The sequence below is a fragment of the Pseudarcicella hirudinis genome, from assembly GCF_900115665.1.
Classification (GTDB): Bacteria; Bacteroidota; Bacteroidia; order Cytophagales; family Spirosomataceae; genus Pseudarcicella; species Pseudarcicella hirudinis.
Window position 1 is genome coordinate 32850 of record NZ_FOXH01000016.1, and the last position, 18059, is coordinate 50908.

12 protein-coding genes are annotated in these 18059 nt (G+C 40.3%); 9 read left to right on the forward strand and 3 right to left on the reverse strand.

The features are described 5' to 3' along the window. Positions 1-51: 51 nt before the first annotated feature. Positions 52-2031, reverse strand: coding sequence for a glycoside hydrolase family 88/105 protein (locus tag BM179_RS21055; protein ID WP_310586972.1), 1980 nt, complete (start codon positions 2029-2031; stop codon positions 52-54). Positions 2032-2401: 370 nt separating this feature from the next. Then, positions 2402-3424 carry a LacI family DNA-binding transcriptional regulator gene (locus tag BM179_RS21060; RefSeq protein ID WP_092019156.1) on the reverse strand — a complete coding sequence of 341 codons (1023 nt, stop codon included), beginning with the start codon at positions 3422-3424 and terminating at the stop codon, positions 2402-2404. 378 nt (positions 3425-3802) lie between these two features. On the opposite strand from BM179_RS21060, the gene BM179_RS21065 reads away from it, so the two are divergent. From BM179_RS21065 to BM179_RS21100, 8 genes are all read left to right on the forward strand, one after another. Then, on the forward strand, positions 3803-6145 hold the full coding sequence (locus BM179_RS21065; RefSeq protein WP_092019157.1) for a glycosyl hydrolase family 28 protein: 2343 nt from the start codon (positions 3803-3805) through the stop codon (positions 6143-6145). Positions 6146-6191: 46 nt separating this feature from the next. Beyond that, positions 6192-7715, forward strand: a complete 1524-nt coding sequence (locus BM179_RS21070) for a tagaturonate reductase (RefSeq protein WP_092019158.1) — start codon at positions 6192-6194, stop codon at positions 7713-7715. Positions 7716-7727: 12 nt separating this feature from the next. Next, positions 7728-9362, forward strand: coding sequence for a UxaA family hydrolase (locus BM179_RS21075; RefSeq protein ID WP_092019159.1), 1635 nt, complete (start codon positions 7728-7730; stop codon positions 9360-9362). A gap of 138 nt (positions 9363-9500) precedes the next feature. Beyond that, positions 9501-10514 carry a sugar kinase gene (locus tag BM179_RS21080; protein WP_092019160.1) on the forward strand — a complete coding sequence of 338 codons (1014 nt, stop codon included), beginning with the start codon at positions 9501-9503 and terminating at the stop codon, positions 10512-10514. 284 nt (positions 10515-10798) lie between these two features. Next, positions 10799-11794 (forward strand): class 1 fructose-bisphosphatase, encoded by a 996-nt coding sequence (fbp, locus tag BM179_RS21085; protein WP_092019161.1) that lies wholly within the window; start codon positions 10799-10801, stop codon positions 11792-11794. A gap of 12 nt (positions 11795-11806) precedes the next feature. Next, positions 11807-12469, forward strand: a complete 663-nt coding sequence (eda, locus tag BM179_RS21090; RefSeq protein ID WP_092019162.1) for a bifunctional 4-hydroxy-2-oxoglutarate aldolase/2-dehydro-3-deoxy-phosphogluconate aldolase — start codon at positions 11807-11809, stop codon at positions 12467-12469. A 16-nt stretch (positions 12470-12485) separates the two neighbouring features. After that, a complete protein-coding gene (locus tag BM179_RS21095) occupies positions 12486-13766 on the forward strand; it encodes an MFS transporter (protein ID WP_092019253.1) in 1281 nt (426 codons plus the stop codon). A gap of 335 nt (positions 13767-14101) precedes the next feature. Continuing rightward, on the forward strand, positions 14102-15112 hold the full coding sequence (locus BM179_RS21100) for a sugar phosphate isomerase/epimerase family protein (protein WP_229633006.1): 1011 nt from the start codon (positions 14102-14104) through the stop codon (positions 15110-15112). A gap of 79 nt (positions 15113-15191) precedes the next feature. On the opposite strand, the gene BM179_RS21105 is transcribed toward BM179_RS21100, so the two are convergent. After that, entirely contained in the window at positions 15192-16442 is a 1251-nt protein-coding gene (locus tag BM179_RS21105; RefSeq protein ID WP_177219475.1) for a tetratricopeptide repeat protein, read from the reverse strand. A 248-nt stretch (positions 16443-16690) separates the two neighbouring features. On the opposite strand from BM179_RS21105, the gene BM179_RS21110 reads away from it, so the two are divergent. Continuing rightward, positions 16691-18010 carry an alpha-L-fucosidase gene (locus BM179_RS21110; RefSeq protein WP_092019164.1) on the forward strand — a complete coding sequence of 440 codons (1320 nt, stop codon included), beginning with the start codon at positions 16691-16693 and terminating at the stop codon, positions 18008-18010. Positions 18011-18059 lie beyond the last annotated feature (49 nt).

Below are 18059 nucleotides of genomic sequence, written 5' to 3' on the forward strand. Positions count from 1 at the left end.
CCCTACTTATTAACGTAATTTTCAGGACTTTCTGATACAGCTGGCTTTTTGTTATTTCCCGGTCTTTTTACGGGCATTTGAAAGTAACCATTTACTGAGGTCTTTTGCCGCATTAAAATTTTCAAAATCTGTCGGAAGGCGCTTTCCATTGAGATATTCATTGTATATCCAGGGATCTCCCAACACGAAAACTGTTCCTTTTCCATATTTGGTAACGGCCATAACATCATCTCCTCCTTCAGATAAAACAGCTCTGGCGGGTTGTTTCACCGAAAGTGTTGCCAGCTCTTTGATGAATACTTTTTTAGTGTTTCCGAAGATCGGATGGTGTTCCGGAATAATAAACTTACCTTGTTCATATACGTTATTCTTTACCATATTTCTGTTTTTATAGGTAAATTCAATGCCAAAAGCTTTTGCCAGTGTATTGAAATGTGTTAATTCCACATTCGAAGAATCATTTGCGAATAACACCAGAGTTCCGCCGTCTTTTACCCAGTTACTGATGGTTTTAACATGTTCCGGCTGAATATAATTAGGTTTGGCCGTTTCTTTCGGGGTATCCGGGTCAACGATGATATACACATCCAGTTTAGCGAGATTAGCAGCCGTTGGCGCTTGTGGAACAGATGCCAGTTTTGCGCCATAATCCTGAAAAATATTCCCCCAGGTCCAGTATCCTGAATCAAGTCTGTCTTCCCAGATATAATGAAATCTTTCTTTTTCACCATTTTTCGTAACCCTGTATTCATTGTTAAAGTAATAATCCAGTCCTACTGTTTTTCCTTTTCCGACAGATTGTTCTTTGGCAATTTCCATTTCAATACTTGCCATGATAAATGGTCCGGTTCCTTTGAAATCGTCTTTGCGAATCGGCTCTTTCAGATAATACTCATAACTTCCGTCGCGATAAGGTTCTCCTCCCAAACCACTCACACTCACAGCTTTATTCAGATGAATGAATCCTTTGGCATCAGTTTCAATAAAGTTTTTCAGCATTCCCTTAAAACCTTTTTCAGCGTAAGCCATATAAGATTTGTTTAATAGTCCGGTACGGACACCTTTAGCCAGTGAATAAACAAACATGGCTGACCCGGAGGCTTCAAGATAGTTCCCTTTTCCGTTCAGTTTATCCATTACCTGATACCAGCATCCTTCTTTCGGATCCTGGAATCTGACAACCGCAGGCATTAATCTTTGAAAAATAGCGACCAATTCAGGTCTTTTCGGGTGATTTTCAGGAAAATAATCCAGCACATCCACCAAAGCCATAGCATACCAGCCGATTGATCTGTCCCAGAAATTTGGAGAAACACCGGTTTTAGGATCCGCCCAACGCTGCTGACGGCTTTCATCCCACCCGTGGTAAAGTAATCCGGTTTTAGGATCTCTGGCATTTTTTTCCATCCAGATAAACTGATTGGCAATGTCATCAAACGCTTTCTGATCATTGAACATCTTACTGTATTCTGCATAAAAAGGCTCAGCCATATACAAACCGTCAAGCCACATTTGATACGGATATCGCTTTTTATGCCAGAATCCTCCTTCTTTTGTTCTTGGCTGTGTTTCAAGCTGCTTTCTCAGCAGATCAGCTGCTAATTTGTATTTCTCCTTCCGGGTTTCGTTATAGAGAAAAAGGAATGCCCTTCCTCCGGTAATATTATCAGTATTGTAATCCTCTGCCTTGTAAGTACGGATATTCCCCTTTTCATCCACAAAAGAATCTATATCTTTTACGATATATCGGTAATATTTTGCATCACCGGTTCTCAGAAAAACTCTCTCCAATGCTTTCAGCATCAGTCCCTGCTCATAATCCCAATGAGCTTTTTTCCCTTCTTCGGAATAAGCTAATGAATCAGGATGACTGGCCATTACTGAGGCAGCCATTTTTTCAGACCAGGCAGACTGACCAAAGGAAATCCTGGAAGAAAAGAGTAATAATGCTGTGAAAATCAGACCTGTTTTTTTCAGGGATGAGAATACACATGCTGAAGGGTTGACAAAAGATTGCTGAGGGGATTTCATACAATGTAATTAAATTGATTTTTTTAAGAATCATTTGGAATAAGCCACACTGCCGAATGACAGGACCTGGAACAAGATTAATGCCTCTTATTTAATAAATCAAATATTGAATTGTATTTATTTCTGTAAACGTTATCGGGAACGTTACCAATACTGTATAAATTTGAGATAATATTGATATTATCCATGGAACTGGCCTAAATCAGGTTCCGGTCTTCTCAACCAGGCTCTTATCTTAAAATTGTACTTTAACAGGAAAATCCTCCTGCTCAAAAAGTCTCTCTTCTGTCTAAAATCAGACAGGGCATAATCCATTCAATGTTTCAGAATGGATTATGCCCCGCAATAATCGCTAAAAGAAAAGTCTCTGCTAATGCTGCAACAGGCTGGAATCTCTCAGCATGAGTTCCGTCTGAAGTTTGACTGTTTTATAGGTTACCGGCATCTTACTTTTCCCTTCAATCAGGTCCAGCAGTAATTCCGCGGAAGATTGCCCCATTTCCAAAGCAGGTTGAAAAACCGTACTTAATGAAGGAGACAGCATTGAAGCTACTTTCAGGTTGGTAAACCCGATTAATGAAACATCTTCCGGAATACGAACATTTTTGTTCTTTAAGGTAGTCAGACAACCTAAAGCTAGTCTGTCGCTAGCTGTAAAAATGGCATCAGGAGGTCTGTTCTCTGAAAACAACCGGCTGATTACCGTTTCCATTTCCTGAAGGCCATAACTGCAATATTTAATCAGATTTTCATCAACCGGAATATTATATTGTGCCAAAGCAGCCAGATAGCCATTTATTCTTTCTTTGGTGATAGATAAATAGGACGATGCTGCAATATGAGCAATGCGCTTTCTGCCAGATAAAATCAGGTGTTCTGTAGCCTTAAAAGCGCCATCATAATTATCAGCAATTACTTTATGGGTATTTATATCATCCGAAACCCTGTCGAAAAAAACGATAGGCAAACCTTTGTCATTCAGTTCTTTCAAATGCGACACATCTTTCGTCTGGCCGGAAAGGGAAATTAATACGCCATCTACTCGTCTGGAAACCAGATGCTCAACATTCACGACTTCTCTCTCATATGATTCATGGCTTTGAAATATCACGACGTGATACCCTCTGTTATAGGCAATTGACTCGATTCCGTTGATGGCCTGAGAGAAAAAGGGGTTATCAATTTCAGGCACAATTACCCCGATCGACTTACTTCTGTTTTCTTTAAGACTAAGGGCAATCGGGTTGGGACGATAATTTAATTTCTCAGCATATTCCAGTACCAGCTTCTTGGTTTCGGCATTTATTTCATAACTTCCCCGCAACGCTCTTGAAACGGTTGAAGTTGAAAGGTTCAATGCCTTCGCAATGTCTTTTATTGTTATAGTCTCCAAAGGCTTATTCTTTCTTTAGTACAATTAGCTTCAATACTACTCAATTTTAAGTTAATCACATCGTGAAACTACATTATTCTGCGTAATATCTCAAATATTATTAAATAAATCTAAATTTTGGCAGGTATGATAACGTTCCCGATAACGTTTACGTAAAAAAAGTCGAATCTTTCCTTGCTGACTGCATTTTCTTACTCTAAGTTTGTCAAGGTAACATATGTTAAAATCGTCTCTGCGACTGCACTTCATCTTGGAAAAATTAAAAAAATAACGATTAAATCCCGGTACTCCGGCAGATTTATTCCGATAAGTTGATTCCATTATTTCTCTGAACCCGCTTTAACACTAAACACATTATTTCCAGACTCAATCTCAATTATGAAAAAAATACTCTTCGTCTCTTTCATGCTCATCCTGAACTGTGCCTTTCGTGCAACAGAGGAGAAACCCGCCCTTTTCCTCATCGGAGATTCTACAGTTTCAGACAAACCTCTCAATGGTGATCCGGAAAGGGGCTGGGGACAATTAATTCCTGACTATTTTGACCATTCCCTGAAAATCAGCAACCATGCGGTGAATGGCAGAAGTACTAAAAGTTTTATCACAGAAGGCAGATGGGCAAAAGTCCTTGAACAGATCCATCCGAACGACTGGGTGATGATTCAGTTTGGTCATAATGATGAGAAAAAATCCGATACTTCCAGGTATGCTGCGCCTCAGACAGATTATCGGCATAACCTGATTCGTTTTGTAAAGGAAGCCCGTCAAAAGGGGGCAAAACCTATCCTTATTACTCCCGTAGTAAGAAGAAAGTTTGATGAAAACGGGAAAATTCAGGATACACATGGCAAATATCCCGCTGTGGTGAAATCTGTGGCTGCTGAATTGCAGGTTCCCCTTATTGATCTCGAACAGAAAAGCAGGGATTTACTAAGTCAAAACGGTGCGGAAGCCTCAAAGAAATTCTATCTGTGGTATGAAGCAGGGTATTTTCCTACCCGTCCGCAAGGCATAAAAGACGATACCCATTTTTCAGAGTACGGAGCTTCAAATATGGCGGCGTTGGTCATGAACGGATTGAGGGAAATTAATTCCGATTTGTTCAGATATGCCCAAAAATCAGCATTTCAGGAAAAATACGCTTATGAATTGCCCAAAATTATCACACCGGTTTTCAGAAAAGACACATTCAACATCCTCAGTTTCGGAGCAAAATCTGATGGAATTACGCTCAATACCGAGGCCATTAACAAGGCCATTACAACTTGCAGCAAAGCAGGCGGCGGAACGGTAATTATTCCGGAAGGATTCTGGTTAAGTGGTCCGATTGATTTAAAAAGCAATATAAATCTGCATTTACGGAAAGGAGCCCTGCTGCAATTCAGCAACCGTTTTGAGGACTATCCTCTGATTAAAACAAACTGGGAAGGAACAGAAGCTATCAGGTGTAAATCTCCGGTTAACGGACAGGATCTTGAAAATATTGCAATAACCGGAAACGGAGTCATTGATGGGGCAGGCGGAACCTGGAGGGCTGTAAAAAAGAGTAAATTAACCGATTCTCAATGGAAAGATCTCATTGCAACGGGTGGTTTATTAAGTGCAGATAAAAATACATGGTATCCTTCTGAAAAGTCTTTCAAAGGTACTACTGTCGATCGCCCCGGAGTGGTGGCTGCCGGCTACAATTTACAGAACAGTGAGGAAATCAAAGATTATCTGAGACCTAATCTTCTGGTATTCAATCATTGCACCCAAGTTCTTCTGGAAGGTGTTACTTTCCAGAATTCTCCTGCCTGGTGTCTTCACCCGCTTCTGTGTGAGCATATTACCTTAAAAAATCTAACGGTACGGAATCCCTGGTTTGCTCAGAACGGAGACGGTGTTGACCTCGAGTCATGCAGAATCGGAATGATAGATCAATGTACTTTTGATGTGGGGGATGATGGTATCTGTATCAAATCGGGTAAAGATGCGGAAGGCAGAAAACGAGGCGTTCCCACAGAAAACATTATCGTACAAAATTCAACGGTTTTCCATGCTCATGGCGGATTTGTAATCGGTAGTGAAATGTCCGGCGGCGTAAAAAACCTGTTTGTCTCCAATTGCAATTTCCTCGGCACAGATGTGGGTCTCAGGTTTAAAACTGCCAGAGGAAGAGGAGGTGTAGTTGAAAAAATCTATGTAAATGGCATCAATATGACCAATATTCCCGGAGAAGCCATTCTTTTTGATATGTATTATATGGGCAAAGATCCGGTACCGCAGTCCGGAGAAAGCAATGAACTGCCTGTTATGAAAACCGAACCGCTCAGTGAAGGCACTCCTAAATTCAAAGATTTCTATGTTCGCAATGTTGTCTGCAAAGGAGCAGAAACGGGTATTTTGGTAAGAGGTCTGCCGGAAATGAGTGTAAGTGATATTCTTATTGAAAATGCCTTTCTGCAAAGCAAAAAAGGGCTGGTATGTATTGAAGGAGAGAATATTAAGTTCAGAAATATCACTTTAATCAGTCAGGAGAACACCCTTATGCAGGTGCAGAACGGAAGAAACATCGAATTTGATGGCATCACTTTCGGAAGCAATACCAAAGTACTACTGAAAATTATGGGAGACCGTTCCGGCAACATTAATCTTTTAAATACTGATACCTCTAAACTCGGTAAAGAGGTAGAATTCGGAGAAAAAGTTCAAAACAGCGTTTTCTCTAAGAAAAAATAAATAAACAATCCCAACCAGGGAAACGGATCTTTAAACTATCACAATAATGACACAGATATCTCTTAAACAATTCCATCTTGCAAACCCGGCAAAAGTAGATTTGCCTGATGAATCAATTTTCAATTTGCCCGAAAAAGTGCTCCAGTTCGGAACAGGGGTTTTACTGCGCGGACTGCCAGATTATTTCATTGATAAAGCTAACAAAAAGGGTATTTTCAAGGGAAGAATTGTAGTGGTAAAATCTACGGATTCGGGAGATTCGGCAGCATTTGATTTGCAGGACAATCTTTACACCATTTGCGAAAGAGGTATTTCTGACGGAGAATCATTTGAGAATAACATTCTTTCTTCTTCCATCAGCCGGGTGCTTTCTGCTAAAACACAATGGAATGACATTTTAGCCTGTGCAGGCAATCCGGAAATGGAAATCATTCTTTCAAATACTACAGAAGTGGGGATTCAGCTTGTAAAAGATGATATTCATGATACCCCTCCTGTATCTTTTCCCGGAAAACTTCTGGCTTTTTTATATGCCAGATTTAAAGCATTCGGAGGCGATAAAGAAAAGGGAATGATAATCGTTCCGACTGAACTGATTACCGATAACGGGAAAAAACTGGAAGCCATTGTCCTGGAACTTGCTCATCTGAATGCCCTTGAAACTGATTTCATAGACTGGCTTGAAACCAGCAATACTTTCTGTAATTCATTGGTGGACAGAATTGTTCCGGGAAAACCAGACAGTCATAGCAGAGCAAAAATTGAGGAAGAGCTGGGTTATCAGGATGACTTGCTTACTGTTTCCGAAATTTACCGTCTATGGGCAATTGAAGGAGACGAAAGGGTTAAAAATAAACTTTCTTTCCATCAGATTGATGAAAACCTTATCATTGAACCAAACATTGATCTGTATAGAGAACTTAAACTTCGTTTACTTAACGGAACGCATACTCTTAGCTGCGGACTTGCTTTTCTGGCCGGCTTCAGCAATGTGAAAGAAGCGATGGAAGATGACATTATGAATGGCTTTATCAGTAATCTTATGCTGGCAGACCTCGCTCCTGCTATTCCATACAAAGTCAATGAAAAGATTGCACAGCGATTTGGCATGCAGGTACTTGATCGTTTCAGAAACCCGAGTCTTGACCACCGCTGGATTAATATTACGGTACAATACTCTTCCAAAATGAAGATGAGAAATATTCCAACCCTGATTAATTATTACCAGACACTGAAATGTGTACCAGAATACATTTCCTTTGGTTTTGCAGCTTATCTGCTGTTTATGAAATCGGTAAAAGTGGAAGGTTCTGCTTATTTTGGCTTTGCCAACGGAGAATATTATCAGATTCAGGATGAAAAAGCAGCCTATTTTTACGAAAAATGGCAAAAGTCAAAGCCGGAAGAATTAGTGGGATCTGTACTTTCCGACAAAAACCTCTGGGATGCAGATCTGACAGAATTGCCTGATTTTGCCAGAACAATTTCAGAATATCTGAATATTATGACCGGGAAAGGAGTAAAAGAAAGCTTAAAATGCTTTTTGAGAAAAGAAGTCTGGGAATTCTAAAGGACATATCACATGAAAACTACAGTAATTAAAATTAACCCTACCGATAATGTTTACGTAGCACTCACCGATCTGAAAAAAGGTGAAATTGTAAACGGAATTGAGCTCCAGACTGATGTTCCTGTAAAACATAAGTTTGCAGAAACGGATTTTGCCCCTGGTGATCTTCTGAAGATGTACGGGTTAACCATAGGCAAAGCTTCTCAGCCCATTCGAAAAGGTGAACATATTACCACATTTAATGTAAAACACGTCGCAGAATCATATAGCCAGAGGCACCCTGTTTCTACCTGGAATAAACCGGATATTTCAAAATTTGAAAACAGAACATTTCAGGGTTTTCACAGACCCGATGGAAGGGTCGGGACAGCGAATTACTGGGTAGTGGTACCAATGGTTTTCTGCGAAAATCAGAATGTGGAAGTGATTAAAAATGCCTTGCTCAAGGAATTGGGATATGCCCCGACTGATAAATACAGAAACTTTACGCAATCGCTGATTACCGCTTTTAAAAACGGAGAAAATCTGGAAGAATTTGTATTTGAAGAACAGGAAACCAATGCTGAAGGTAAAGGCCTGCTGTTTCCGAATATAGATGGTATCAAATTCCTCACACATACAGGTGGCTGCGGCGGTACACGGGAAGATTCCCAGATTCTATGCCAGTTGCTGGCAGGTTATATTGCTCATCCGAATGTCGCCGGAGCAACTATTCTTAGTTTGGGCTGTCAGAATGCGCAGGTAAAGATTTTTCAGGAAGCGCTGCAAAAGGTTGACCCTAATTTCAGCAAACCTTTGTACATTTTCGACCAGCAGGCCATCGGAAATGAAGATGAAATGCTTCAGAAAGCCATAAAACAAACATTCGCAGGTCTCATATCAGCTAACAGGAATATCCGCAGGCCGGCTTCTCTGCAACACCTTACTTTGGGGGTAGAATGTGGTGGTTCTGATGGATTTTCCGGGATTTCCGCCAATCCTTCTGTTGGTTTTTGTGCAGACCTGCTTTCCGCTCTGGGCGGGAAAGTAATACTTGCCGAATTTCCGGAATTATGCGGAGTAGAACAGGAATTGATCAACCGCTGTATTTCAGATGATCTGGCTGAAAAATTCCTTACCATCCAGAATGCCTATGCCAAAAGCGCTGAAGCAGTTGGTTCAGGATTTGACATGAACCCTTCTCCCGGAAATATTAAAGATGGACTCATTACCGATGCCATGAAGTCGGCGGGAGCTGCCAAAAAGGGTGGAAACTCGCTTGTGTCTGATGTATTGGATTATACAGAACAGGCTTCCAAACCTGGTTTAAATCTACTTTGTACACCCGGAAACGATGCCGAATGTACCACTGGACTCGCCGGATCGGGTGCCAATATAATCATGTTTACTACAGGATTAGGCAATCCGATGGGCAATCCGATTTGTCCGGTACTTAAAATTTCCTCCAATACCGCTTTGTCAGAAAAGATGTCAGACATCATCGACATCAATGCCGGCCTTGTGATTACCGGAGAAAAAACGATTGAAGAAATGGGAACGGATTTGCTGGAACTTTGCATTAAAACAGCCTCCGGAGAATATAAACCCAAAGCCGTTTTACTGGGTCATGACGATTTTATTCCCTGGAAAAGAGGTGTTTCCTTGTAAAAGGAGTCCGGGATTGACCGATTCATTGAAAACTAATCACCTTTTAGGAGTAAAAAAACGGCAAAACTGTCTTTAAACATAATATAGAGACTTTTTTGCTTTTGAAAAGAGGGAATTTTACTGAAAATCTAAAATTGAATGAGTAATGTATGTTGTTTCGGAGAATTGCTGTTGAGACTTTCTCCAAAAACTAATGGCGAATGGATAGAATCCGCTACGATTCCGGCTTTTGTAGGAGGAGCAGAATTAAACGTCGCCACTGCTATTGCCAGCTGGGGAATTCCTGTGAGCTATTTTACAGCGTTACCGGATAATTCTCTGGCTAATGATATAAAGACTTACATCCGGGAAAAAAATATTGATCCCTCTCCTATTGTGACCCTCGGAGAGAGAATCGGTATTTATTACCTTCCTCAGGGTTCTGATCTGAAAAACGCAGGGGTTATTTACGATCGTGCTCATTCTTCGTTTTCAACCTTGAAAAGAGGTATTGTTAACTGGGATGCTGTTTTTGAAAATGTTTCCTGGTTTCATTTCAGCGCAATAAGCCCTGCTTTGAATCAGGAAGTGGCCGATTTTTGCCTGGAAGCACTGGAAGCGGCTTCTGCCAGAAACATTACAATTTCAGTCGATTTGAACTACCGTTCGAAACTTTGGAAATATGGCAAAAAACCCAATGAAATTATGCCTCAGCTCGCTCAGTATTGCGACCTTATTATGGGTAATATCTGGGCTGCCAATCTGCTTTTAGATATTCCGATCGACCCGGAGGTTTTTGTCAATAATGCCAGCAAAGAAGAATATCTCGAACACAGTATTACCACTGCGGAAGCATTGCTAAAAACTTTTCCCAAGTGTAAAACTGTAGCAAATACATTTCGTTTCGATGCTTTTCAGGGAGGAATCCAATACTATACTACGCTTTACAAAGAGGGACAACAGTATGTCTCTCCGGAATTCAGTACTGAAAAAGTAGTCGATAAAGTTGGTAGCGGCGACTGTTTTATGGGTGGGCTGATTTACGGATTGTACCAGAACCATGCCCCTCAGAACGTAATTGATTTTGCAAGTGCCGCAGCCTATGGTAAACTTCAGGAATACGGAGACGCTACCAGCCAGACGGTTGAAGATGTTAATGCAAAACTTGTTTAGACAGAAGATTTTCAGACTGGAGAAATAAGACCCGGCTGTAGGATTTAATATTTATCAGGATTTCCCTTACAATATCCTGATAAACAAAATCCTGAATAGCTGCTTACTGATCAAAAGAGTATAGAAGCTATTGTTTTCTGAATACCGGATCATTCGTAAATTCTTTTTTCCCGGAATCTGAAAATCTCAGATCTTATCACTCATCTTCTGAATCTTTGGTCTTAAATCCGGCATTTCAGGGCTGAACGCTCAAATCTTCCTTCTCTTTTCAAAACAGAAAAACTATGACAAATGAACAATTAGCTTTACCTGTTGGCATTACGCTGGATCGGTTTATTATGAGGAATCAGGAAGCATTTCCATTTGCCTCCGGGGAATTATCCCAATTATTAAGAGATATTGCCCTGGCCGGAAAGATCATCAACCGTGAAATCAACCGGGCCGGACTTTCAGATATTACCGGGCAGCTGGGCTCTCAGAATGTGCAGGGAGAAACGCAACAAAAACTCGATGTTATTGCCGATATCCGTTTCATCAGAGCTTTGAAAAACGGTGGTGAAGTATGCGCCATTATTTCAGAAGAAGCGACTGAAGTAATTCTTACCGGAAACAATCATGCCAAATATATAGTAGCCATAGACCCGCTGGACGGTTCCTCCAACATTGATACCAACGTCTCAATCGGAACCATCTTTTCCGTCTATCGCAGACGCTCTGAAATTGGCACTGAGCCTACAGAGGAGGATTTCCTTCAGAGAGGAAATAAGCAAGTTGCATCAGGATATTTGCTGTATGGCTCTTCAACCATTTTGGTTTATACTACCGGAAAAGGCGTCAATGGTTTTACCTACGATTATTCACTGGGAGAGTTTTTTCTTTCCCATCCGCAAATTCAAATCAGTCAGGACGGCGAAATCTATTCCTGCAATGAAGGCTATAAATCAGATTTTTCAGATGCTGTACAGCATTACCTCGAAGAATGTAAACAGAAAAGATTCTCAAGCAGATATATCGGTTCATTAGTAGCCGATTTTCATAGAAATCTGCTGAAAGGAGGTATTTACATGTACCCGGCAACCAGGAAAACGCCGAACGGAAAATTAAGATTACTTTATGAGTGTTTTCCCTTAGCTTTTATTATTGAACAGGCAGGAGGAAAAGCCTCTGATGGAAAACAGAGAATTCTTGATATCTTCCCGACGGATTTACATCAGCGATCCGCTTTTTATGTCGGCTCAGGAAAAATGGTAGATACCGTTGAAAATTATATTAATAACTAAAAAATTAACAAAATGGCCCGTTTTGACTCAAAATCACTAAACCAACTTATTGAAAAACACCCGATTGTCCCGGTTTTTTATCATGACGACATCGAGCTTACCAGGGAAATCCTGCTGGCATGTTATGCGGGAGGAATGAGAGCGTTTGAATTTACCAACCGCGGAGAAAAAGCCGGAGAAGTATTTACTGCTTTATATCCTTTCGTAGAAAAAAATTGCCCTGAAATGGCTTTGGGAATCGGTACTATTTTTCATGCAGAACAGGCAAGGGCTTTCGTGGAAGCCGGAGCTGATTTTGTCGTGCAACCGGTTATAACTCCTGCAGTAGGACAATACTGTCAGGATAAAGATATTGCCTGGTATCCGGGCGCAAGTACACTCAATGAAATTTTTCAGGCAACACAGCTTGGTGCAGAGATTGTTAAGATATTTCCGGGGAATGTTGTAGGGCCGGGATTCATCAAATCACTCAAGGGGCCGATGCCTCATGTAAAAGTTATGGTCACCGGGGGAGTAGATCCGACGACTGACAGCCTTTTAACTTGGTTCGGTGCCGGAGTGACAGCGGTGGGGATAGGGTCCCAGCTATTTCCTAAGGCACTTTTAGAGAAACGTCAGTTCGAGGAATTGACAAAAACTATCGTACCATTAATGAATTTTGTTAACAATCTTTAAAGCCCTGAGAAAAACTATGAATAATAATGTTGGAAATTACCGCTGGCGGATCGTAGGCTTACTGTTTTTTGCCACTACGATAAGTTATGTCGACCGTCAGGTTATTGCCTATTTAAAACCTACGCTTGAAAAAGAATTTAACTGGACAGAAACAGACTACAGCAACCTTGTAATGGCATTTACAGGAGCTTATGCTTTGGGTCTTGTACTTTTCGGAGGCTTTATTGATAAAATCGGAACCAAACTGGGCTATAGCATCGCTGTCCTCTGGTGGAGTATCGCTGGGGTTTTCACGGCTACTGCTACCAGTACATTCGGATTTGGCATGTTCAGGTCTTTACTGGGTCTGGGAGAAGGGGGAAATTTTCCGGCTGCCATTAAAACAGTGGCCGAATGGTTTCCCAAAAAAGAACGTGCTTTTGCTACAGGTATTTTCAACTCAGGTGCTAATATCGGAGCTGTAGTTGCGCCGATTATGGTTCCCTGGATCCTGGCAATTTATGGCTGGGAAGTTGCATTTATCATTACCGGAGGTTTGGGTTTTATCTGGCTGGTTTTCTGGTGGTTCGGTTATCAGAAACCACATATACACAAAAAAGTTACCGAAGCTGAATTACAGCATATTCAAAGTGACCAGGAAGTTGATGACTCTGCACAGAAACCTGTAAAATGGATTAAACTTTTCGGAATCCGTCAAACCTGGGCATTTGTTTTCGGTAAATTGCTTACCGATCCGATCTGGTGGTTTTTCCTTTACTGGTTACCTTCTTATTTCTCAGAAACTTTCAAACTGGATTTGAAAAAACCAAGTCTTGAGCTCATTGTAATTTATACTTTTACTACCGTAGGCAGCATCGGCGGCGGGTATATTTCAGGCTATTTCATTAAAAGAGGCTGGCCTGTTTTCAAAGCCCGTAAAATTGCTATGTTAAGCTTTGCTTTAGCGGTTGTCCCAATCATTTTCGCACAGTATTGCACCAATATCTGGCAGGCAGTAGCATTGATCAGTATCGCAGCTTCCGCTCACCAGGCATGGAGCGCCAACATTTTCACAACGGCTTCAGACATGTTCCCTCAGAAAGCTGTCAGCTCAGTAGTGGGAATCGGTGGAATGGCAGGTTCAATCGGAGGGGTTATTTTCCCGATGTTTATCGGGTATATTCTTGATTTGTACAAATCAAACGGAAACATTACTGCCGGTTATAATATCATCTTCGTAATCTGTGGTTTTGCCTATTTACTGGCATGGGGCTTTATGCATATTTTTGCTCCGAAGATGGAAAAAGTAGATATGTAGAAATTTTGTATTAAAAATGGATAATAGGTTAATTCAACTGGTATGGCTTCATAGCTATACCAGTTTTTTTTGTGCTGATTTTTATGTCTTTTATCAGAATAACATTTGCCCGATATTTTGAGTAAAAAGCACTTCCTCAATGCTTTCATCATTTAATAGTCAGATTTCAGCTTGAAATCTTATAATATTTGCCAACAGCACATGATACGCTCTTTTTACAAAATTGCAGGAAATCACCGCTAATTCAGGATATAAACTGACCGGATTATCGTTTCATTTAAGTTTCAGTTATGCTTCATATTTACACACTGAAACTTCATTTGTTTAAACAAAGAATGGCAAAAATTAATACCAAAGCCCCGGTGATGTTTAAACCAAATAAAGCCCTGAATTTATTAATAACCGAACTATTCTATCCAACTATTTTAATTTATCCTATGAGAACTTTACCACGCAGAGATTTTCTGACTTCAGCTGCCGGACTGGCAGGACTGGGCCTTCTCTCTTCTTTTGATTTTGCCAAAAGCAAACCACTTTTATCCTTTTCAACCATCGGCTGTCCGAAATGGAGCTTTGAAACAATCGTAGAATTTGCTGCCAAAAACGGATATGACGGCATTGAAATCCGTGGTATTCAGGGGCAATTAGACTTATCAAAATGTGCCGAGTTTAACAGTCCAGAAAGCATTGCCAGGTCACGCAAAATGGTTGAAGACAAAGGCCTGCGCATTGTTGATTTAGGTTCATCAGCAGCCATGCACCTCCTCGATCCGGTTAAGCGGAAAAATAGTCTTGATGAAGGTAAACGTTTTATAGAACTTGCTCAAAAGCTTAACTGCCCTAATATCAGGGTTTTCCCAAATGATTTGCCAAAAGATCAGGACCGCAATCAAACAATCGAAGCCATTATCAAGGGCCTACTTGAATTAGGAGATGCTGCCAAAGGAAGTAAGGTAAGCGTTCTGATGGAATCTCATGGAGAAGTGGTAAGTATGGAAATGCTGGAAAAAATCATGAAGGCAGCAGAGCATCCGAATGTAGGATTGGTCTGGGATATTTTTAACATGTGGTCGGTAACCAAAGAATCTCCGAAAGAGGTTTACGGAAAATTGCATAAATATATCAGGCATACGCATATTAAAGATGCCAAACTTGTTAACGGTAAGGAAGAATATGTGTTTTTAGGACAGGGAGAAACGCCTTTGGCAGAAGCTTTCACTGCTTTACAAAAGGGAGGTTATAAAGGATATTACAGTTTTGAATGGGAAAAATTATGGCATCCCGAATTAGCTGAACCGGAACTGGCTTTACCGGATTATCCGAAAGCAATTATGAAATACTGGTAAAATTCATTGTACTTACCTATCAAAAATCCCTGAATCCGTAGCAGCTGCTGATTCAGGGATTTGGTTCAGGCGAGAAAAACTATTTATTTCTCAAGGTATCTTTTTTCACCAGAAGCGTATCATTGCTTAGAAACTGTACTGGCTCCGCAACAATCTGAGGATGCCTTTCTTTTAGCTTTTTGGTTACCAGTTCTACATACTTTTCATCAGCAGAACCAATTCCAGAAGCCTGACAAACTCTTAAATATTCCCGGTAAAAACTTTCTGCCAGCCTCATATCTTTCAGGTTTTTCTCATAAATTTCCCCCAATCTGAATACCGCTTTCGGACGTTTGTACACATTGTAAACTTCTTTGAAAAGGCTTATTGCAATCGTAAATTCTCCTTTTTTCGAAAAAACTTCCGCAATTCCCAATTTATAATCACTGATTGCATCAGAAGAGCCCAGTTCAATTGCCTGGTTAAAGTTGTCGATGGCTTCATTCAAAGAATCTGTTGTTTTTGCTGAACCTAAAAAAGCATAAGCTATACCAGCCCGGATGGTTTCCGATTCTTCCCCTATTCTTACCAACCGCTGAAAAATTTCCAGAGACCTGGCATTACTGTCAAGGTTAAAATAAGCTGTTCCCAGTAATCTCTGATACAAAGCCGTAGTATCTCCCAGAGACATCATATAATTAACTTCCTGTCTTACCTTTTCAAAATCTTTTTTCCGATAAGCCAGTCTGGTACTGATCTGCCGGATTCTGATGGAACTTTCATTCAGCAGAATCGCCTTTTTAACCAAAGGTTCAGCCAAATCATCTTTCTGGTCATTCAGATAAATATTGGCTAATTCTGAGACAGAATCAACATCAAGAGAATCCATTTGAATCGCTTTTTTCAGGAAAGCTATTCCTTCTTTTCTCCGGTTTACCCTGATCAGATTTTTAGCGATTCCTTTCACAAAAAAAGTATTGGAAGAATCAAGCTGATACAACTTCCTGAAAAAAGCCAGGGCTTTCAACGGGTTTCCCTCCTGCTCAAAAATATAAGATAACTGCAAATTGCTTTCCTGTCCGTCAGGATCTAAAATCAGCGCTTTCTGATAAAGTTTTTTTGCCTGAGCCTGATTTCCGGATTTCAGGTAACATAATGCTCTTTTCTGAATCAGATCAATATTCAGTGAATCCTCTGAACTCAGGGAATCAAGTATTGGCAAAGCCTTCTGGAACTGCCCTCTTTGAAGCAGATTATTCAAATCTGACGTCTGTGCATACATGCAGTCTGAAATCAGCGCTAAAGCAAGTATCAGAAAAATATGGCATAAGCTGACGGAAAGTTTTTTCATAGCATTCATTTCGGTTTTGAATAAATATTTTCAGGAAAGTATGCTATTTATGCAGCCGGATTTCCTGTTTTCTTAAAACGTCAAACTAATATATTAATTTTAAAACTAAAAAAATAGTTTTTTAGTTTTTTAAAACCCTGCTGCATAAGATTGGCTGTGTGATCCGGCAAAGGTCATTTTTTATAAACAGAGTATTCCGTAAAGCCTTTTTCCTTTTTAACATATACTGAAACCAATTTTCCTTTTTTATGAAAAAATCATTAGTGTTATTACTGCTTTGCTGTACGTTCAAAGCATTTTCTCAAAATGGATATACCCCGACTGCGGAGAATCTAAAGGCCCGTGCTGAGTTTGAACAAGCCCGGTTCGGGATGTTCATTCACTGGGGACTTTCAAGTGTATTAGGGGATGGAGAATGGGTGATGCAGCAAAAGAACATTAAAGTAGAAGATTACCATCGATTGTTAAAGGTTTTCAATCCGGTTGATTTCAATGCCAAAACCTGGGTCAGTATTGCCAAAGGAGCCGGAATGAAGTACATTACCCTCATTACCAGACATCATGACGGTTTCAGCAATTTTGATACAAAACAATCGGATTGGAACATTATGAATACGCATTACAAGCGTGATATCGTAAAGGAAATCGCAGAGGAATGTCATCGTCAGGGTATAAAAATCTGCTTTTATTACTCTCTTCTCGACTGGTATCGTACGGACTATCCTTATGAAACGGGGAAAACCGGACATGGAACCGGCAGAACACAAAAAAGTGATTATGCAAGTTATCTGAAATTCATGAAGAATCAGTTAACCGAATTGCTGACCAATTACGGAGAAATATCAACCATCTGGTTTGATGGTCACTGGGATCAGTTAGAAAACGATCATGATAAAAGCCTGCAATCGAAAATCGACTGGAAATACGATGAAATTTATGCATTGATTCACAAATTGCAGCCGCAATGTATGATTGGCAATAATCACCATCTTTCTCCATTACCGGGTGAGGACTTTCAAATGTTTGAACGTGATCTTCCGGGAGAAAACAAAGGTGGTTTGAGCGGACAGGAAATTTCAAGACTTCCCTTGGAAACCTGCGAAACACTTAATGGTGCCTGGGGCTATAACATCAAAGATAATAATTACAAAACACCAAAGCAGTTAGTTGATTACCTGGTACGGGCATCCGGTTACGGAGCCAATTTCCTGCTGAACGTCGGGCCGATGGCAAACGGAGAAATCCAACCTGAATTTGTAGAAAGACTGGCGAAGGTAGGTGATTGGATGAAGATTTATGGTGAAACTATTTATGGCACCAAAGGTGGGTTCATCAAACCACAGGAATGGGGAGCTGTTACTGAAAAAGGAAACAGGATTTATCTACATCTCCTGAATTATAATTCAGATAAATTCCTGATAAAAATTCCTCAAAGCATTAAAACCGCTAAATATTTTAATGGAGCAGCTGCGGTTAAGTTTCAGAAACTAGATAACAATTTCTATGTTTTTGACCTTAGTTCAGCGCCGAAAAATGAAATGGATGTGGTAATTGAGCTGGAGAAATAGACTTATTTTATCGTAAAAGAGGCTTCGGAATATTTAAAATCCGGAGCCT

Excerpts from the sequence above, each read along its gene's own strand:
- BM179_RS21065 (WP_092019157.1), top strand. The coding sequence starts at position 3,803 with ATGAAAAAAATACTCTTCGTCTCTTTCATGCTCATCCTGAACTGTGCC.
- BM179_RS21105 (WP_177219475.1), bottom strand. The coding sequence starts at position 16,442 with ATGAAAAAACTTTCCGTCAGCTTATGCCATATTTTTCTGATACTTGCT.
- BM179_RS21070 (WP_092019158.1), top strand. The coding sequence starts at position 6,192 with ATGACACAGATATCTCTTAAACAATTCCATCTTGCAAACCCGGCAAAA.
- BM179_RS21100 (WP_229633006.1), top strand. The coding sequence starts at position 14,102 with ATGGCAAAAATTAATACCAAAGCCCCGGTGATGTTTAAACCAAATAAA.
- eda (WP_092019162.1), top strand. The coding sequence starts at position 11,807 with ATGGCCCGTTTTGACTCAAAATCACTAAACCAACTTATTGAAAAACAC.
- fbp (WP_092019161.1), top strand. The coding sequence starts at position 10,799 with ATGACAAATGAACAATTAGCTTTACCTGTTGGCATTACGCTGGATCGG.
- BM179_RS21080 (WP_092019160.1), top strand. The coding sequence starts at position 9,501 with ATGAGTAATGTATGTTGTTTCGGAGAATTGCTGTTGAGACTTTCTCCA.
- BM179_RS21055 (WP_310586972.1), bottom strand. The coding sequence starts at position 2,031 with ATGAAATCCCCTCAGCAATCTTTTGTCAACCCTTCAGCATGTGTATTC.
- BM179_RS21095 (WP_092019253.1), top strand. The coding sequence starts at position 12,486 with ATGAATAATAATGTTGGAAATTACCGCTGGCGGATCGTAGGCTTACTG.
- BM179_RS21110 (WP_092019164.1), top strand. The coding sequence starts at position 16,691 with ATGAAAAAATCATTAGTGTTATTACTGCTTTGCTGTACGTTCAAAGCA.
- BM179_RS21075 (WP_092019159.1), top strand. The coding sequence starts at position 7,728 with ATGAAAACTACAGTAATTAAAATTAACCCTACCGATAATGTTTACGTA.